15 protein-coding genes are annotated in these 14,439 nt (G+C 60.7%); 2 read left to right on the top strand and 13 right to left on the bottom strand.

The window, feature by feature from the left end:
- The first annotated feature begins 33 nt into the window (after nt 1-33).
- The gene (locus tag AC0V6T_RS00795; protein WP_486123464.1) at nt 34-1,320 is read left to right on the top strand and encodes a dicarboxylate/amino acid:cation symporter; all 1,287 of its coding nucleotides are present in this window, start codon (nt 34-36) and stop codon (nt 1,318-1,320) included.
- Here the strand turns inward: AC0V6T_RS00795 and AC0V6T_RS00800 are convergent, their stop codons facing one another.
- From AC0V6T_RS00800 to AC0V6T_RS00820, 5 genes are all read right to left on the bottom strand, one after another.
- Nucleotides 1,321-2,484, bottom strand: coding sequence for an AI-2E family transporter (locus AC0V6T_RS00800; RefSeq protein ID WP_486123466.1), 1,164 nt, complete (start codon nt 2,482-2,484; stop codon nt 1,321-1,323).
- A gap of 91 nt (nt 2,485-2,575) precedes the next feature.
- Nucleotides 2,576-3,202 (bottom strand): sigma-70 family RNA polymerase sigma factor, encoded by a 627-nt coding sequence (locus AC0V6T_RS00805; protein WP_007165272.1) that lies wholly within the window; start codon nt 3,200-3,202, stop codon nt 2,576-2,578.
- Nucleotides 3,202-3,450 carry a NepR family anti-sigma factor gene (locus AC0V6T_RS00810; RefSeq protein WP_486123469.1) on the bottom strand — a complete coding sequence of 83 codons (249 nt, stop codon included), beginning with the start codon at nt 3,448-3,450 and terminating at the stop codon, nt 3,202-3,204. The genes AC0V6T_RS00805 and AC0V6T_RS00810 overlap by 1 nt, the downstream gene beginning before the upstream one ends.
- Nucleotides 3,451-3,537: 87 nt before the next feature.
- Nucleotides 3,538-4,335, bottom strand: coding sequence for a response regulator (locus AC0V6T_RS00815; protein WP_486123471.1), 798 nt, complete (start codon nt 4,333-4,335; stop codon nt 3,538-3,540).
- A 280-nt stretch (nt 4,336-4,615) separates the two neighbouring features.
- On the bottom strand, nt 4,616-5,782 hold the full coding sequence (locus AC0V6T_RS00820) for an N-acetyltransferase (protein ID WP_486123473.1): 1,167 nt from the start codon (nt 5,780-5,782) through the stop codon (nt 4,616-4,618).
- A gap of 165 nt (nt 5,783-5,947) precedes the next feature.
- Between AC0V6T_RS00820 and AC0V6T_RS00825 the strand changes: the two genes are divergently transcribed.
- Entirely contained in the window at nt 5,948-7,042 is a 1,095-nt protein-coding gene (locus tag AC0V6T_RS00825) for a fatty acid desaturase family protein (RefSeq protein WP_486123475.1), read from the top strand.
- A gap of 3 nt (nt 7,043-7,045) precedes the next feature.
- Here AC0V6T_RS00825 and AC0V6T_RS00830 read toward each other — a convergent pair whose 3' ends face one another.
- The 8 genes from AC0V6T_RS00830 to AC0V6T_RS00865 all read right to left on the bottom strand — a co-directional run bounded on the left by AC0V6T_RS00830 (nt 7,046) and on the right by AC0V6T_RS00865 (nt 14,431).
- Nucleotides 7,046-7,345 carry a hypothetical protein gene (locus tag AC0V6T_RS00830; RefSeq protein WP_486123477.1) on the bottom strand — a complete coding sequence of 100 codons (300 nt, stop codon included), beginning with the start codon at nt 7,343-7,345 and terminating at the stop codon, nt 7,046-7,048.
- A 43-nt stretch (nt 7,346-7,388) separates the two neighbouring features.
- Nucleotides 7,389-7,913 carry a GNAT family N-acetyltransferase gene (locus AC0V6T_RS00835; protein ID WP_486123479.1) on the bottom strand — a complete coding sequence of 175 codons (525 nt, stop codon included), beginning with the start codon at nt 7,911-7,913 and terminating at the stop codon, nt 7,389-7,391.
- A complete protein-coding gene (lptG, locus tag AC0V6T_RS00840) occupies nt 7,910-9,007 on the bottom strand; it encodes an LPS export ABC transporter permease LptG (protein WP_486123481.1) in 1,098 nt (365 codons plus the stop codon). The genes AC0V6T_RS00835 and lptG overlap by 4 nt, the downstream gene beginning before the upstream one ends.
- An 18-nt stretch (nt 9,008-9,025) precedes the next feature.
- Nucleotides 9,026-10,279 (bottom strand): LptF/LptG family permease, encoded by a 1,254-nt coding sequence (locus AC0V6T_RS00845; protein ID WP_007165264.1) that lies wholly within the window; start codon nt 10,277-10,279, stop codon nt 9,026-9,028.
- 90 nt (nt 10,280-10,369) lie between these two features.
- A complete protein-coding gene (locus tag AC0V6T_RS00850; protein WP_486123484.1) occupies nt 10,370-10,867 on the bottom strand; it encodes a DUF427 domain-containing protein in 498 nt (165 codons plus the stop codon).
- An 8-nt stretch (nt 10,868-10,875) separates the two neighbouring features.
- Nucleotides 10,876-11,229: an ATP-dependent Clp protease adapter ClpS gene (gene clpS / locus AC0V6T_RS00855; protein WP_040464935.1), complete on the bottom strand. Its 354-nt coding sequence runs from the start codon at nt 11,227-11,229 to the stop codon at nt 10,876-10,878.
- A 276-nt stretch (nt 11,230-11,505) separates the two neighbouring features.
- A complete protein-coding gene (locus AC0V6T_RS00860) occupies nt 11,506-12,309 on the bottom strand; it encodes a phasin family protein (RefSeq protein WP_486123486.1) in 804 nt (267 codons plus the stop codon).
- 160 nt (nt 12,310-12,469) lie between these two features.
- The gene (locus AC0V6T_RS00865) at nt 12,470-14,431 is read right to left on the bottom strand and encodes a PHA/PHB synthase family protein (protein ID WP_486123488.1); all 1,962 of its coding nucleotides are present in this window, start codon (nt 14,429-14,431) and stop codon (nt 12,470-12,472) included.
- Nucleotides 14,432-14,439 lie beyond the last annotated feature (8 nt).

Genomic DNA, 14,439 nt, shown 5'->3' on the forward strand with positions numbered 1-14,439 from the left:
CGGCGAGAATTGCGCCGAGGCAAGGAAAACGGTTTGAACAGCACCCCAGAGGCGCCCGGCGGCGAGGCAATCGGCAAAGACGCAGGCAGCCCTTTCGAGCTCGTCACGATCCGCCTGCCGGTCGTTGCGACCTTCATTGCGCTGATTGCAGGCCTTGGCGCGGGTGTCCTGCTCGCCGGTGCTGCGCTGCCCGACTGGTTCCTTGAGACGACCGCGCTGGTCGGCACGCTATGGCTGCGCGCGCTTCAGATGACCATCATCCCGCTGGTCGCTTCGCTGCTGGTGCTCGGCATCGCGCAAATGAGCCGTGCGGCGAGGGCGGGTGCGGCGGCACGCTATTTCATCGCGCTGGTGCTTGGCGTGTCGATCCTTGGCGGCCTGTTCACCGCGAGCGTGTTGCCGCCGCTGCTTTCCGCCGTGCCGATCCCTGATGGGGCGAGCGCCTTTCTGGCCGAAGTGCCCGACGGCGAGCAGCAGGTGCCCGACATCCTCGATTTCGTGGCATCTCTCGTCTCGCCAAACGTGATCGCGGCGGCGGCGGAGACTTCGATGCTTCCGCTGACAGTATTCTTTGCCCTGTTCGCGCTCGCGATCTCCCGCCTTCCCGATGAGCAGGGTGAGCGGTTGCTCGGCTTCTTTCATGCCATCGCCAACGCGATGTTGGTCGTGATCGGATGGGTGCTGTGGGCGGCGCCTGCCGGCGTGCTGGCGCTGGCCTTCGGCGTAGGGCTCAAGAGCGGGGGCGGGGCGTTTGCGGCGCTTGCGCACTATATCCTTGTCGTTGCGGGCATGGGTGCGTTCATTCTCGTGCTGGCTTACGTCATCGCGGCGGTGCTCGGCGGTATTGGGCCGCTGCGCTTTGCCAAGGCGCTGATCCCGGCACAGGCGGTCGCAGTCTCTACGCAAAGCTCGCTCGCCAGTCTTCCTGCCATGCTGGACAGCGCCGGGCGCCTGGGCTTGCGAGAGGCGACTTCTGAGTTCGTCCTGCCGCTAGCCGTTGCGATCTTCCGCGCGACCAGCGTGGCGATGAACCTCGCCGTCGCGCTGTATGTCGCGCAGCTGGCGGGGATTGAGGTGGCATGGCCGCTAATGCTGGCAGGGATTGCGGTGGCCGTGATCATTTCGGTCGGGTCGGTCAGCCTGCCCGGCTCTATCAGCTTTGTCGTGTCGATCGGCCCCATCGCGCTTGCCATGGGTGTGCCGATTGAACCGCTGGCGCTGCTGGTCGCGGTCGAGATGCTGCCCGATATCATGCGCACGCTTGCCAATGTGACGATGAACGTTGCGGTTGTGAGCGCGGTCGACCGCTCGCGGCAATAGTCAGCCGAGCCCTTCGGGGAGCGGCGCTTCGGGCTCCTCGCCCGTGAACAGGGGTTCGCCGAACAGGAACCCGATCACGTTGGGCTTGCCGATATGGTCGAACAGGCCCGTCAGCGTCAGCAGGATCGGGACCGACAACAGCGCGCCAATCGCGCCCCAAATCCAGGTAAAATAGGACAACGCGATGAGGATCATAACCGGGCTCATCGTAAAGCGCGCGCCGAGGATCGAAGGCGTGACCGCGTTCCCCTCGATCGCGTTAAGGACCATGTAGGAAAGCGCCGGAACAAGGCCGAGCCAGATCGTGTCCGCTGTTCCCAACCCGAACACGGCGAGAAGCGCCATCAGTGCGAGCGGGCCGATATAAGGGATGAAGTTCAGGATCATGGCGAGCCCGCCCCACATGATTGGAGCGTCGAGCCCCCAGGCCCATGCGGCGAGGCCCACGACTATGCCAAGCCCTGCGTTAATCATGCTCACCGTGATGATGTAGGCGGCCACGCGGTCCTGCACTTCGCGGATGGCGCGTGCGGCTCGCACGCTCGACCCGAAGCTAGCGCGGTCGAACAGCAGACTGCGGCGCATCCGGCCACGCGCTTCGATCATGAAGAACGCCATCAGGAACATGACCAGCACCTGCACGACGACGCTGGGCGTTGCGAATGCGATCTCTTCGAGCATGCTGGGCGCGGCGATCACGACTTCGCGCGTGTCGCCTTCGCCCATCGCGCCCGACATCTGCTCGTCGATGCCCGACACCCATGCAAACTCGGCTTGCAGTTCGGCGAACCGCTCGCTCACCTGCGCGATGATTTCCGGCATCCGGTCGAAGAGCGCGGCAGCCGGTTGAAGGATTAGGGCGAGCGCAGCGACCAAGACGCCAAAGAACATGAGCAGCGAACTCAGCGAAGCGAGCGCGTTGGGAATGCCTGAGCGAACCATCCAGTCGGCAAGGGGGGAAAGCAGGATCGTCAGCACCAGTGCCGCGACAATTGGCAGAAACACTACTGACATATGCGACAGGACGAAGGGCAGCGCGAGAAAGGCGCCAAAGCCGAGAAGCAAGACAAGCGCGGAAAGAAGCCGCAATTCTTCCAGCGAACGCGAGCGAGCGGGCGACGCGTCGTCCGACACTGCGGTCTTGTCAGTTCCCTCGCTGTCCATGCATGCCCCCCTGGCGTTCAGGCAGGACTGTATTGCAGTGCGCCTAGCGCGCGCAAGCACTTAGGTCTTAGCCGCCGACCGGCTTCTCACTTTATTCGGAGGGCGATGCTTTCGCGCTGCCGCCCACAACACGGTCCAGCTCATCAAGGATCGAGCGATGAGCGCTGTCCTTTCCGCGGTTCTCGTCAGGCAGACTGCCCTTGCTCAGCATGTCATTGAGCGCGGCACGGGCACGCCCCACGCGGCTCTTGATGGTGCCAAGCGCACAGCCGCAGATATCGGCTGCTTCCTCGTAGGAAAAACCACCAGCGCCCACCAGCAACAGCGCCTCGCGCCGCTCCGGCGGCAAGGCCTGGAGCCCGCGATGCAGGTCGGACAGGTGGATCGGTTCTTCCTGGTCGGCAGGCGCGGTCAGGATGCGCTCTGCTGTCGTCTCATCGTAGTCGCCTCGGAACCGGTTGCGCCGCATCTCGGTGAGATAGGCGTTGCGAAGGATCACGAAGGTCCATGCGCGGATCGAAGTTCCCGGCTGGAACCGGTCCTGCGCGGCCCACGACTTGAGCAGCGTTTCCTGCACCAGATCGTCGGCAAGATCGGGATGCCCGCAAAGGCCGCGTGCAAATGCGCGCAGGTGAGGGACGACTTCGGTAAGGTCGCGCTTGAACTGCGCGCGTTCAGCCGCAGTTCTCACGGGTGGTGGTTGCTTGGCATCACCCATCAGTTGGACTTATCCGAAGTATCAGCTGAACCCTTGCCGGTGCCTTTCGGGTCGCTGTCTTTGGCAGCCGGCTCATCGTCGAACTTTTCCAGAAGCTCAAGGAACGAGTCCGGTAATGGTTCGTCGACAACCGAATCGTAAAGCTCCTTGAGCCCATCAGCCCATGCCGGTGCTTCATTTTCCTTGTCGGAAGTCTTGTCGCCTTCGCTGGACGAAGGGTCGATTTCGGATTTCTTCTCGGTTGCCATGCTTCGCTCTGTGCCCGCCTAGCCCTACAGTGCCCGAGGCTTCATGCCAAATTGCATCTCTTTTTCTCGCATGCCTAGTGACAAGGTCTAGGCAGCCTTGTGCCGTGGTGACGCGAAGAACAGGGCCTGACTGATAGTTGCTTTAACGGTTTCCTCGCGGAATGGTTTCGTAACCAGATAAGTGGGCTCGGTAGTTTCGCCGGTCAGCAGCCTTTCGGGGAACCCGGTAATGAAGATCACCGGGACATCGATCTGGGTAAGGATTTCCGCGACAGCTTCGACCCCTGAAGACCCATCGGCAAGCTGGATATCGGCAAGGACAAGGTCGGGCTTGTGAGCCTGCACCGCCCGGATAGCTTCCTTGTGGGTGGTCGCCCTGCCGCAAACTTGATGGTCCATGGAAAGCACGAGATCTTCCAGCTGGACCATGATCATCGGCTCATCCTCGATGATCATGACCTGTGCCGCTTGTTCGCTGTTAAGCTCTGCGATTGCGTCCGCGACCAGGGCCTCGACCTTGTCGAGATCGAGTTCCATCACTTGTGCTGCTTCGGCGAGGGAGAACTCTTCTACCGTCGTGAGCAGCAGTGCCTTGCGGCTTGCAGGCGTGATTCCGCCCAGCCGGCCTTGCGCAGCGGCTTCGCGCTTGGATGCATCGGCCGCGCTTGTCGGGCTTTCTGTTTTTTCTTTGGCAAGAACCTGGAGGAAGAGGCGATAGAGCGGAACTCTGCCTTCGTTGAGCGACTGCCTCAGGGCCTCGTCCGCGAGAGCGGTTTCAAGCGTCAGGCGCACCATCGAGTTGCCGGCTGCCTGCGAGCCAGTAAGAGCACGTGCATACCGTCTGAGGTATGGCAAATGCGATGCAATTTTTTGGCTCAAACTCATGGCCGACTCTCCGTTCGCCACTTGGTTCTGTTTCAATGACTTAGTCGCCTAGACGGCTCTTGCATTTGCTGCAACCGCTTTGCCGAGATCCCGCGCGGCAAGCGTGTGCAGCAACCTTGTATACATTTTTCGAAAAATGTTTGGGAACCGAAATTGAGGGAGATCATTTATTTTCTGTCACTGCCGATTCTTCTCCCGTCCGAGCGGCTGTGATACGATCCCGAAGGCCTCCACTTTCCGTAAGTGGAGGCCTTTAATCTTTCCTTCTCAAGACTTGTGATCAGCCTGCCGAAAGCGGCTTTTCATAGATCGCATATTCGCGGTTGATCGAGCTGTCGATGGCATCTGCGATTGCTACCATCCCCTGATTGTCATCGAGGATCCAGCCAATCTCTGCGCGCTGCGAATCAAAGCGCTGCGATGCGTTTTGGCGGATGTAGCTGATCATCATGAAAGCCAGCTGGCTGGCGAGCCGCGAATTCTGGAATTCCTTGAGCACGCCCATCAACGGCACGCGCATGTCCGAACCGGTTGGGTTCTTGAGCCAGCGCAGCATGTGGAACCAGCCCAAGGGGAACAGCTTGCCATTCGTGCGCGCCAGAACGTTGTTCACGTCGGGAAAGGTCAGCATGAAAGCCACCGCGCGCCCGTCGACCTCGGCGATCATGTTCAGTTCTTCATGGATGATCGGCCGAAGCTTCACGCCGGTATGCGCGATCTCTTCAGGGGTGAGCGGGATGAAACCCCAATTGTCGGACCAGGCGTCGTTCAGAATACCGAGAATCTTGTCGACCTCTTCATCCCAGTCGGCCTTGCGAACCTGTCGGACCGTGATCTTGGAATTGCGTTCGCCCGATTTGACGATCCGCTGGATCAGTGGCGGGAAGTCGTGGCTGACGTCGAGATCGTAGGTGTAGAGCGTCTTGGCGCGAGCAAATCCGGCATTTTCGATCCAGCCCGCATATTGTGCCGGATGGTGGCCCATCATGATAACCGGAGCATGATCCTGGCCACGAACGAGCAGACCCGGCTCTTCCCAGATAGACATCGAAATGGGACCGACGATCTTGGTCATCCCCTCCTTGGCGAGCCATTCCTGAGCTGTGCGCAGCAGCTCTTTTGCGACGTCTTCATCCTCGGCATCGAAATAGCCGAACATGCCGGTGCCAGGGCCGAAGCCCTGTTCTGGCGGCATCTGCAGGGCAAGTTCGTCAATATGAGCCGAAATCCTGCCCACCGGACGCCCGCCTCGATGTGCGATGAAGAGCTGCGCGCGAGCATGGCCGAAAAACGGGTTTTTGTCCGGATTGACCAATTCAAGCTGTTCGCTGCGCAGTTGCGGCACGGAATTGGGCACTTTTGCGGCAAAATCGCGCCCAAGATCGACGAAGCGCGCACGCCCTTTCTTGTCTGAGACGGGCTCAATGCTTATCTGGCGCTCGTTCACGCGGGGTTTTCCTCGATCGTGTATGAATATCTTACGATTTGGCCTGCGTACCTAGTCGCGCAATGTCCAGTCGCCAACCCAATCGATCACAGCCATAAACAAACCCGGTTTGCCGAGAGCCCCTGACTTGCGGTAAGGACACGCCACTTACGACTGCCAACAGCCATGACCATGCACCAATCGATCACCACGTCCACTGCGGCTCAAGTCACTCGCCAGAAGGCGGTGCGCGCCGATTTCATCGAGACCGATGACAAGGACATGCTGCGTGCTGCGCGCGATCTAACCAAGGATCTGGGCGAGGCGCGGGCCAATATCTATTGGCCCGACATGCTGATTTCGGCTGGACTCGGCTATGGCGCGATCGCTCTGGCTATCCTGACGAACAATCTCGCGATCGCTATCATCTCGGGGCTTGTCGCCTCGCTTGCGCTTTACCGCGCGCTGATGTTTATCCACGAGCTCACCCACATTCACAAAAACGCGCTGCCGGGTTTCCGAACCGGGTGGAACCTGCTGGTCGGCATTCCGATGCTGACGCCGAGCTTCATGTATGAAGGCGTGCACGTGATCCATCACAAGCGCACGCAATATGGCACGGTGGAGGATCCCGAATACCTGCCGCTCGCACTGATGAAGCCTTGGAGCTTGCCGCTGTTCGTGATCGTCGCGCTGCTGGCGCCGATTGCACTCATCATCCGCTCGGCCATTCTCGTGCCGCTGGGGTCGATTTTCCCTGCCGTGCGCAATTGGACATGGGGCCGAGTTTCGGCCCTCGCGATCAATCCCGATTTTCGCCGCAAGGCGCCCACGGGCGAATTCGCCAAGCGGGTGCGCTGGCAGGAAGCCGGCGCGAGCATCTGGGCGATTACGCTGATCGCCAGCACCTTCGTGATCGGGTGGAAGCCGCTGCTGGTCGCGCTCGCGATCTTCTCGTTCACCGCATTGCTCAACCAGCTGCGCACGCTGGTTGCTCACCTTTGGGAGAATGAGGGTGAGCCGATGACAGTCACTGCGCAATTCCTCGACAGCGTCAACGTGCCGCCGCCGGGCGTGATCGCCGAGGTATGGGCCCCGGTTGGTCTTCGCTATCACGCGCTGCACCACCTGATGCCCTCGATGCCGTATCACGACCTTCCCGAAGCGCACCGCCGACTCAATCGTGAGCTCGGCAATGGTTCGACCTATGAAGGCGCGAACCACCCCGGCATGGCAAACCTCGTGTCGCGCATTGCGCGCAGCACAATGATTTCGCGCTAGGGTCTATTCGACCGGGTCAGCCGGTTGCAGCTTCGATCCCGGACCGGGCGCACCTTCATCCTCGCCACCATAGATGCTCGGATCGTCATTCGATCCGCTCTCCATCGTGGGCGGGGGATAGGCGTTGTCGTCCGCCGCATCGGCGCTGCCGTCCATGCTGTCGTCTTCTGCTGCACCCGCGCTGTCTGCGTCGTCATCTAGCGGGATCGCCTCCTCGATATCGGGAGTTTCCTCAGGCTGGTTCTGACAACCTACCAGCAGGATCGAGAGAGCCGCCATCGAGGCAAGGGGAGCGTAACGCATTGGGTGTCCTCCTGACTTTTGTGCGCTTTATAGCGCAGCGCGCTCAATCGAGGAAACAGATCATGGCGCAGCGCCTTTCGGCAGGCAGGCCATGATCGGCCTCGACCGCGAGTTCTCCGGCAAGGCGCGGATGAGCGTCGAGAGCGGTGACTTCCTCAAACCCAAGCTTTTCGTAGAAGGGCGCGTTCCAGGGCACATCGCGAAAGGTGGTGAGCGTAACGGCGCGAAACCCTGAATTGCGCGCATCGACCATGCAGGCGCGCATTAGCCCAGCGCCGATGCCGCGGCCCTGCTGGTCCGGGTGAACGTCGACTTCCCAGATATGCAGTTCGCGGCGGAAGGGCTCGTTCACAAGGAAGCCGACCATCTCGTCGCCAACATGCACGACGAGGCAGTGCCCCTTGCGGATGTAACGCTCAAGCCTCTCGACTGGCAGCGTGTGCTCGCCCGCAAGTCCGGCGAGCCCATCGACCGTACGAAAGAGTTCGCCCGCTGCCGCCTCAATCGCCGGCATGCGTTCGGCGTCGGCTGGCCGGGCAAGGCGCAGCGACCAGTCTGGCCGGCTCATTCCTCGGTTCGAATGAGGACTGTCTCACCCACCAGCAGAAACAGGAAGAACGGCGCCCATGCGGCAAGGAAGGGCGGGTATCCGCCAAAGCTGCCCATCGCGAGCGCGGCGTTATCGACGACGAAATAGGCAAAGCCCAGCGCCATCCCGATCACCGCGCGCACGAACAGTTGGCCTGAACGCGCAAGACCAAAGGCCGCTACCGATCCGAGCAATGGCATGAGCAGCGCCGACAAAGGACCGGACAACCGGTGCCACCATTTGGCCCGCATTTCGGATGTGCGGCGACCTGCGGCTTCGTAAGCGTCGATCGTTTCGGACAGCTCCCAGAAGCTTTGCGCATCGGGATCGACCGATTGCAGGTCGATCTGTTCCGGCGTGAGCCCTTCGCCTACCACTATATCATCGATGGGTTCGGTCGTTGCTGAGCCCACGTCGAAACGCTTGGGGTTTTCCAGCCGCCAGCCGGGGGCTGCATAGGTGGCGCCGGTGGCCTTGATCTGTTCGCTGATGATCCCGCCCGGCGCGCGCGCATACCAGGTGACGTTATCAAGCTCGATATCCTCGCCCGACCCGATCAGCGATGACGCGGTGAGGATGTTGTCGCCATCGGTGAGATAGACATTGGCGCGCACGCCCGACTGCTCGGGGATCGGACCGTACTCGACTGCCTCCCAAGCCTTGAGTGTCGAGTTTGCGCGGGTGACGACGCGCTCGTTGAAGGCAAAGCTTATAAGAGCGACGACCGCTGCGGTAAGAAGCAGCGGGGCCAACACCTGGTGCGCTGAGAGCCCAGCGGCTTTCATCGCCACAACCTCGCTGTTCTGGTTGAGCGTCACCAGCGTGATCAGCGTCGCCAGCAGCACTGAATAGGGCAGGAAACGCGCGATCAGCTGGGGTATTCGAAGGCTCGCATATTTGATGATCTCGGCCTGCCCGTTGCCTTCAGGTTCAAGGATCTTGCCGGTCGAACCAAGCAGGTCGAGCGCCATCAGTACGAGCACCAGCATCACCAGCACCGCCAGGATGCGCACAACGAACATCTTCGCAAGATAGAGCGTCAGGCTGCGCGATGGGAAAAAGTCGAGCTGCATGGTGAGAGGGCCTGCCGTCTATTCCGCCGGAGCCAGCGCAGCATCGCTCTCGGCCGAGTGGTCGGACTTGAGCGAGGCGCGCTCGCGGCGCTTGAACAGCTTGGCGATGCGTTTGGAAATCTTGGCGAAGATGGTCTCAAGCGCGCCGAGCGCCTGACCACCCGGCACATAGGCCGTTCGGTAATACATCCAGATGATCAGCGCCGCAAAGGCGCAGAACGGCCCCCACAAGGCTATGATCGGATCGATCCGCCCGAGCGCGGCGATGTCCTCTCCGTATTGGTTGATCTTGTGATAGGCGACGACGAGGATGATCGAAACGAACACGCCGAGCGCGCTGGTAGATCGTTTGGGCGGTATCGCGAGCGCCACGGCCAGCAATGGCATCAGCAACATCATCACCACTTCGACCGTGCGATAATTGAACGCCGCCTGCACCGCGTCGCGCTCATCTTCCTCGGCCTGCTCGCTCCATCCTATCCTGAGCAGTTCGGGCAATATGTATTCGCGGCTCGCCTCGCCGCGTGCGCGGAATTCCTCGACTGCTGGCAGGTCGATGGGCAGGTCATGGCGACTGAAAGAGAGGACCCGCGGGGTCTCGCTGCCGGTGTCCTGTACGATGGTGCCTTCGGTAAGGCGCAGGATGATGGTGTCGGGATCGTCGGTGGTCGCCATGAACGACCCCTCGCGCGCGCTTATCGAGAGCACCTGATCGCGCGAATTCGAGACGCGGGCAAAGATGCCGATAAGGCGCTGTCCATCATCCTCGCTTCGCTCGATCCGCAGCGCCATGCGGTCTGCGAGCGTGGTGAACTCGCCCACCTTAATCGAAGCGCCCAGCGCGCCCGAGCGCAGCTCGTACTCCATCTGCTCGTAGTAATAGCGGCTAACCGGCTGGATGTAGAAAACAAGCGCGATGTTGACCGCGACCAGCACCAGCGTGATCGCGTAAGGCACGCGCAGCAGCCGCCAGTAAGACAGCCCCACTGCGCGCATCGTATCGAGTTCGGAAGAGGTCGCGAGTTTGCGGAAGGCGAGCAGCACGCCGAGCAATAGGCCGAGCGGTATTGCAAGGCTCGCATATTCAGGGATCAGCGCGCCGAGCATCTTGAAGACGACGCCAATCGGGCCGCCTTCGACCGCGACAAAGTCGAACAGGCGCAGCATCTTGTCGAGCAGCAGCAACGAGGCCGCAAGCGCGAACACGCCCAGCATCGGCACGATCACGAGCCGAAAGATATAGCGGTCGATACTCGGCAGAAAGTTGAGCACGTATTGTCCGTCTACTGAGCGTAAGTTTCAAACTCTGGCGCCGCCCTAGCGCGAAATGTCGCCCCCGTCATGCCCCCTTGGCGATGAACGTCACCAGAAGCGGCTTCCAGGTATGCCTTTGAAGGGGCCTGCCTCGTATTGGCTGATCCATCCACCGTAGAAACCGCCGGGCTGCGGCGTGATTTTCTCGCCATCGACGAGGCATTCATCGAGGGGGTCTGGATAGAAGGCGATCATGTCGCGGATGGCGGCAAAGCCGGGCGTGGGCTCGGGATAGGTCCAAGCGCCTGCATCAATGCGCGTGCCGCCAATCGCGATGTCGAAATAGCGCGCCTGCCCTTTCCATTCGCACAGCGAGCGACGCGCACTGGGTTTAAGATAGTCCATCGCGATGTCTGCGCGCGGTATGTAATATGTGGGTGGGTGCGAGGTTTCGAGCGTGCGGTAGGCAGAGGTGCTGTCGACGAGATGGACGCCCTTGTGACGCACCTGAATGCGGCGCGATGTCGGTTCGCAGATTGCAGGGCGGGGGTAGTCCCAGACGCTTTCCTGTCCGGGGCCGGGCGTATCGGGCTCTGGATGGCCCATCACACGGGTCACGCCTTTTCGAGCGTGCACTGAAGCGGGTGCTGGTTCTGGCGAGCGAAGTCCATCACCTGGTTCACCTTTGTCTCGGCCACTTCGTACGGGAAGATGCCGCAAACGCCGACGCCCTTTTGGTGGACGTGAAGCATGACTCGTGTCGCCGCTTCCAGGTCCATTCCGAAAAATCGCTTAAGAACCATCACGACGAATTCCATCGGTGTGTAGTCGTCGTTTAGCATCAACACTTTGTACTGGCTCGGCTTCTTTGGCTTGGTGCGGGTCTTGGTCGCAATGACGACCTGACCGTCCCCTTCATCGGTATCGCTGCCGCCGTCTTTCTTCTCATCGTCGTCCGCAAGTCGCACAGCAGCGAACGCTGCACCATACGCGCGATCAAAGTCCTGGTCGGCAAGGGGAAGAACGGTGTCGGCCATCGGTCCTACATTATGGGTGCACGCATGCGGCTTCGCAAGACTTGTCGGGCAAGCGGTCTGCACAAAGCGTTAAGCCGCTTCTAGGGTGCAAAAAGTAAAGGGCCGGACGAACCGCTTTTGGTTCGTCCGGCCCTTGCGCTTTCGCGCGCTTTCATAAGCCGGGTTTGGGAGAGAGAGGAGAGAGGCCCGGCTCAGAAACTGGTTGGCTTAGGCAGCCTTGTTGAAACGCTCGGTTGCAACGCTAACGCGGTTCGAAATCGGAGCGAATGCGTCGTTGTAGAGCTTCACGAGAGCTTCGGTGCGCTTCGAGCCGAACGAAACGGCAGCGTCGAAGTTGCGACGTGCGAGTTCGCCCTGCAGTTCGAAGAGCTCGGTCGGCGACTTGACGGCTGCGACCTTCTTGGCGTCTTCGGTGACGGTTTCGACAACGCTCTTGCCGGTTTCGACGTCCGATTTCACGATTTCCTGTGCGCCGGCGAAGAAGATCTTGCCGCTTTCGACGACAGCTTCGACGTTTGCCTTGTTGAATTCGCCTGCTTCCGAAGCGAGTTCGGTTGCCTTGGCGTAGGCGCCCTTTACGCGGGTCTGCACGTCAGCAGCCATTTCCTTGGCCTGGGCGGTGATGTCGGTCTTTTCAGCAGTTGCCATGATGGTGTCCTTGAGTTTGGTAACGGGGTTGGTTGTCGAGGTCTTTGCGCCTGCCTTGGGGGCGGTCTTCTTGGCGACCGGCTTCTTGGCAGCAGTCTTGCGGGCGGGAGCCTTTTTCGCAGCAGCCGGCTTCTTGGCGGCAGTCTTGCGAGCAGGTGCCTTCTTGGCAGGCGCCTTGCGTGCCGGAGCCTTCTTGGCGGCGACGGCTTTCTTCACCGTCTTGGCCTTGGGAGCCGGCTTGGGCGCATCGGCTTCAACAGCTTCGGCGACCTTTGCAGCGCTTGCAGTTTTCTTTGCAGCTGCATCGGCATATGCCTTTTCAGCAGCAGCATCGATCTTCGATTTGTTTGCGGCGTCAGCCATAAAAACCTCGCAGTAATGTTTGCGTTTGTTGCAGTGCACAAAATAGGCATTGCAGCTGCGAAGTCAAGGACTTTTTGTGCAGTGCACAAAAATGCCGATAGCTATGATTTATATGGGCTTTCTTGCGTGATCGCGCAATTGCAGCAAGAAAATTATGGCCTCACCGCGTCTTTACATAGCGGCCTGGCGCGTCTTCGATCACCTTGTCGCCGCGCCCGCCGGGTTTGCGCTTGCCGGTCGCGGGAACGCGCTCGGGCGCCTGGGCATCGAGCCACTCAAGCCAGTGCGGCCACCAGCTGCCCTTATGCTCCTTGGACCCCTCGACGAACTCTTTGAGCGATGCAGCTTTGCTGTTGCCCAGCCAGTATTGGTATTTGCCCGCGGCAGGTGGATTGACGACGCCGGCAATGTGGCCTGAACCGGCGAGGACGAATTCCAGCGGTCCCTTAAAGTGATTGGTGATCCGCCACACGCTTTCTGCTGGCGCAATGTGATCCTCACGCCCCGCCTGTACGTAGGAAGGGGTCTCGACCTGCGTGAGGTCGATCGGCGTCCCGTCGCCTGACAATGCGTCAGGCACGACCAGCTTGTTGTCGCGGTAAAGGTCGCGCAGATAGTCGCTGTGCCACTTGGAAGGCAGATTGGTGACGTCGCCGTTCCAGTGCAGCAGGTCGAAGGCGGGATAGTCCTCACCCAGCAGGTAATTGTTGACGACGTAATTCCAGATCAGGTCCTTGCCGCGCAGCGCATTGAATGTCGCGGCAAGGTAACGCCCGTCGAGATAGCCATCGCTCGACAGGTTTCCGATCATGTCGAGCTGCGTATCGTCGATGAAGCTCTTGAGATCGCCTGCGCGCTCGAAATCGACCTGCGCGGTGAAGAAAGTCGCGCTCTTGACCCGGTCGGCCCCGCCCCGGCGTGCAAGAACGGCGAGCGTCGCGGCAAGCGTGGTCCCCGCAACGCAATACCCGATTGCGTGAACCGAGGGCACGTCGAGCCGCTCGCGGATGGTGTCGATCGCCTCGATCTGTGCGCGGATGTAATCGTCCCACACGACGTCGGACATGCTTTCGTCGGCTGACTTCCAGCTGGCGACGAAAACGGTGATTCCCTGATCGACCGCCCATTTTATGAAGCTCTTCTGCGGGGTCAGGTCGAGAATGTAGAAGCGGTTGATCCACGGCGGGAAGATCACCAGCGGCACCTCGTACACGTCCTTGGTCGAGGGCGAATACTGGATCAGCTGGTAAAGCGGCGTCTCGTGCACGACCTTGCCCGGCGATGCGGCGAGGTTCTTGCCCAGTGTAAAGGCATTGGGGTCAGTGTGCGTGAGCTGTCCGCGCTTGAGGTCGGTGATAAGGTGGCGCATCCCGCGCACAAGGTTCTGGCCCTTGGTCTCGACCGTGCGCTTCATCACGACCGGATTGGTCAGCAGGAAGTTGGCGGGGCTCAAAGCCTCGCTCAACGCTTCGACGGCAAAGACAAGCTGCTGCTTCTTTTCCTTGTCGAGGCCGTCGATCGAGGCGGCCGCTTGCTGGAAGTATTCTGCCAGCATGAGGTAAGTCTGGTGAAGCAGCGCAAAAGCGGGAAGCTGGCGCCAGGCGGGGTCGGCGAAGCGGCGGTCCTTGCGCGGCAAACTGGGTTCGGCGGCGTCGCCCGCCCCATCACCGCCCACAAGGTTGCCAGCCATATTGCCCAGCACGCCCTGCCACAGCTCCATTGATTCCTTAGCAAGCTTTGCGGGTGCTTCGATGGCTGCCTTGGGCAATTGCTTGGCCATACTCTGCGCGACCATCAGCCATTGGCCCGGGTCGAACATGTTCTTGGGATCGGCTGCGCGGGTCATCGCCGACTGCGCCTGGCTGGCGACAAATTCGAGCCACATTTGCTGCAGCTCGGCGCCCGCACGGGCCCACTCGCCAAGCTCTGCATTGCTGACATTCTTGGGCATCAAATCGGCCAGGTTGCCGGCGACACCTTCAGTACTTTCGCCAAGACCGGGAAAGGACTTCGCAAACAGGCCCTGCATGGCCTTGCCCTGCATGTCGAGCATCGCACCGAACGGAGCCATCGCGTCCATCATCGCGTCAGCGCCCGAGGGAGTGTCTTCCTTGTCAGCCATCGGTGTCA

This window comes from Erythrobacter sp. S158 (assembly GCF_057364915.1).

Coding starts and splice junctions, on each gene's coding strand:
- AC0V6T_RS00805 (WP_007165272.1), bottom strand. CDS start 3,202: ATGGGTGATGCCAAGCAACCACCACCCGTGAGAACTGCGGCTGAACGC.
- AC0V6T_RS00825 (WP_486123475.1), top strand. CDS start 5,948: ATGACCATGCACCAATCGATCACCACGTCCACTGCGGCTCAAGTCACT.
- AC0V6T_RS00865 (WP_486123488.1), bottom strand. CDS start 14,431: ATGGCTGACAAGGAAGACACTCCCTCGGGCGCTGACGCGATGATGGAC.
- lptG (WP_486123481.1), bottom strand. CDS start 9,007: ATGCAGCTCGACTTTTTCCCATCGCGCAGCCTGACGCTCTATCTTGCG.
- AC0V6T_RS00800 (WP_486123466.1), bottom strand. CDS start 2,484: ATGGACAGCGAGGGAACTGACAAGACCGCAGTGTCGGACGACGCGTCG.
- AC0V6T_RS00835 (WP_486123479.1), bottom strand. CDS start 7,913: ATGAGCCGGCCAGACTGGTCGCTGCGCCTTGCCCGGCCAGCCGACGCC.
- AC0V6T_RS00830 (WP_486123477.1), bottom strand. CDS start 7,345: ATGCGTTACGCTCCCCTTGCCTCGATGGCGGCTCTCTCGATCCTGCTG.
- AC0V6T_RS00860 (WP_486123486.1), bottom strand. CDS start 12,309: ATGGCTGACGCCGCAAACAAATCGAAGATCGATGCTGCTGCTGAAAAG.
- AC0V6T_RS00850 (WP_486123484.1), bottom strand. CDS start 10,867: ATGGGCCATCCAGAGCCCGATACGCCCGGCCCCGGACAGGAAAGCGTC.
- AC0V6T_RS00810 (WP_486123469.1), bottom strand. CDS start 3,450: ATGGCAACCGAGAAGAAATCCGAAATCGACCCTTCGTCCAGCGAAGGC.
- AC0V6T_RS00815 (WP_486123471.1), bottom strand. CDS start 4,335: ATGAGTTTGAGCCAAAAAATTGCATCGCATTTGCCATACCTCAGACGG.